The 2,584-nt window shown below is 74.7% G+C and carries 2 protein-coding genes; one reads left to right on the forward strand and one right to left on the reverse strand.

Going from position 1 to position 2,584, the window contains the following annotated elements:
- Positions 1 to 711 (reverse strand): citrate:proton symporter (locus RWM17_RS13980; protein ID WP_314104656.1); only part of this gene is annotated, 711 nt, incomplete at its 3' end.
- A gap of 161 nt (positions 712 to 872) precedes the next feature.
- On the opposite strand from RWM17_RS13980, the gene RWM17_RS13985 reads away from it, so the two are divergent.
- On the forward strand, positions 873 to 2,584 hold a 1,712-nt coding region (locus RWM17_RS13985), incomplete at its 3' end, for a Spo0B domain-containing protein (protein ID WP_314104657.1).

Below are 2,584 nucleotides of genomic sequence, written 5' to 3' on the forward strand. Positions count from 1 at the left end.
TCCGGGGCCGCCGCCGCGCGAGGCGCTCGCGAGCTCCTGCGACAGCGGCGACATCGCCGACGCCGCGGCGGCCAGCGTCGACCCGCCGAGCTCGAGCGTCCCGAGACGACGGCGCTCGCGCAGCCCCATCAGCCACGAGAACACGAAGACGAGCACGAGGCCCGCGATCAGCGACGGCACGAGCGGCACGAAGATCTCGCTCGGCTGCACGCCGAGGGCTGCGGCGGCGCGCACGGTGGGCCCGCCCCACGGCACGATGTTCAGCGTCCCGTTCGCGAGGCCGGCGACGCAGGTCAGCACCACCGGGCTCATGCCGAGCTTGAGGTAGATGGGCAGCATGGCCGCCGTCGTCACGATGAACGTCGTCGAGCCGTCGCCGTCGAGCGAGACCGCGCCGGCGAGCAGCGCCGTGCCGAGCACGACCTTCGCCGGGTCGTTGCCGGTCACCCGCAGGATCAGCCGCACCAGCGGGTCGAACAGCCCGACGTCGATCATCAAGCCGAAGTACATGATCGCGAACATGAGCAGCGCGGCCGTGGGGGCCAGGTCGCCGATCGCCTCGATCACCATGTCGCCGATGCCGAGCCCCGCGCCAGCGAAGAGGCCGAAGATCGTCGGGACCATGATCAAGGCGAGCATGGGCGAGAGCCGCTTGGTCATGATCAGCACCATGAAGGTGAGGACCATCAGATAGCCGAGTACAACGAGCATCAGGACTCCTTCGTCCGTCGGGCGCGGTGGCGCGTCCGGGCACGCTAGCCGGGCACGAGGAGGCGCGTCCTGCTTCTGCGCGTTGGGGCCGTTCCGCACGTTGGCCGCGTTCTGCGCGTTCTGCTCACGCGCCTCCTCGGCTGCGGCCTACGCTGGCGGACGTGACCGACGACAGCTCACGGGCGGCGCCCGCCGCGACGCACGCGTCGGCGACGACCGCGTCCCTGCCGCGGCCCCGCCGGCGCACCCGCTTCGCGACGCAGGTGCTCCTGCTGCAGCTCGCGGTGGTGACCGCGATCGTCCTGCTCACCAGTGCCGTGTTCGTCGGCCTCGCCGTGCAGCGCCTCGAGCGCGAGGCCGAGTCGACGGCGCTCGCCGTGGCGCAGAGCGTCGCGAGCGACGTCGACGTCCGCACCGAGGTCGCGCGGCTGAGCGTCGACGGCACCGCCCTCGACGAGGAGGCGCTGGCCGACGGCGACCTGCAGCGCACGGCGGTCGCCGCCCAGCAGCGCACCGGGGCCCTGTTCGTCGTCGTCACCGACGACCGCGGTGTCCGCCTCGCGCACCCCGATCCCGACCGCATCGGCGAGATGGTCAGCACGAGCCCGGACGCGGCCCTCCGCGGCGAGGAGACCGTCTCGTGGGAGCGCGGCACCCTCGGCGACTCCGCCCGCGCGAAGGTCCCGATCTTCGAGGCCGACGCCGCGGCCGGCTCCGATGCCGCTGCCGCCGGCCGGGCCGCGGTCGTCGGCGAGGTCAGCGTCGGCTACGCCCCGGCGCGGGTCTACGACACGCTCCTCCGCGACAGCCTGCCGGTGGCGGCCGTCGCCGTGCTGGCCCTCGGGCTCGGCGTCGTCGCGTCCGTGCTGATCCGGCGTCGCCTCGACCGGCTCACGCTGGGGCTGCAGCCCGACGACCTCGCATCCCTCGTCCAGAACCAGCAGGCCGTGCTCGCCGGGGTCGGGGAGGGGGTGCTCGCGGTCGCGCGCGACGGGCGCGTGAGCGTGTGCAACGAGCAGGCGGCGCAGCTGCTCGGGCTCGGCGCCGGAGCCGTGGGGCGCCTCCTCGGCGACCTCGACCTGCCCGAGCCGCTCGTCGCCCTGCTCGGCCGCGGCCCCGCCCGACCCGAGTCGACGACGCTCGTCGTCGGGCCGCACGTGCTGTTCGTCGACGTGCGTCCGGTGCGGCGCGAGGGGGTCGACCTCGGACGCGTCGCCGTGCTGCGCGACCGCACCGCCGTCGAGGCCCTGACCCGTCGGCTCGACGCGGTGGGTGCGATGACGACCGCCCTGCGCGCCCAGCGGCACGAGTTCGCGAACCGGCTGCACGCGGTCAGCGGGCTGCTCGAGATCGGCCGGGTCGACCAGGCGAAGCGGTACCTGGCCGACGTGCTCGAGCACGGCCCGCTGCGCTACCCCGTCAAGCACGCCGACCGGCTGACCGAGCCGCACCTGCAGGCGTTCCTCGGCGCGAAGGGGGTGGAGGCGGCCGAGCGCGGGGTGCTGCTGCAGCTCGGCCCCGAGACGCTCGTGTCGGGCTCCGTGGTCGAGCCGGGCGACGTGACGACCGTGCTCGGCAACCTCGTCGACAACGCGGTCCGCGCCGCGGTGGCGGGCGGCACCTCGCCGGCCTGGGTGGAGGTCGAGGTGCTCGACGACGGACGAGATCTGCACCTGTCGGTGATGGACTCCGGCCGCGGCGTCGACGACGAGCACGCCGTGTTCGCGCGACGGCCCGCGGCGGAGCCGATCGGCGACGCCGGAGCCGACCCCCACGCCGACCCCGAGGCCGGTCCCGACCCCGAGCCCGATCCCGACCGCGTGCACGGTCTCGGCTTCGGCCTGCCGCTGTCGCGCGAGATCGCCCGCCGGGC

The sequence above is a fragment of the uncultured Frigoribacterium sp. genome (assembly GCF_963515265.1).
Classification (GTDB): domain Bacteria; phylum Actinomycetota; class Actinomycetes; order Actinomycetales; family Microbacteriaceae; genus Frigoribacterium.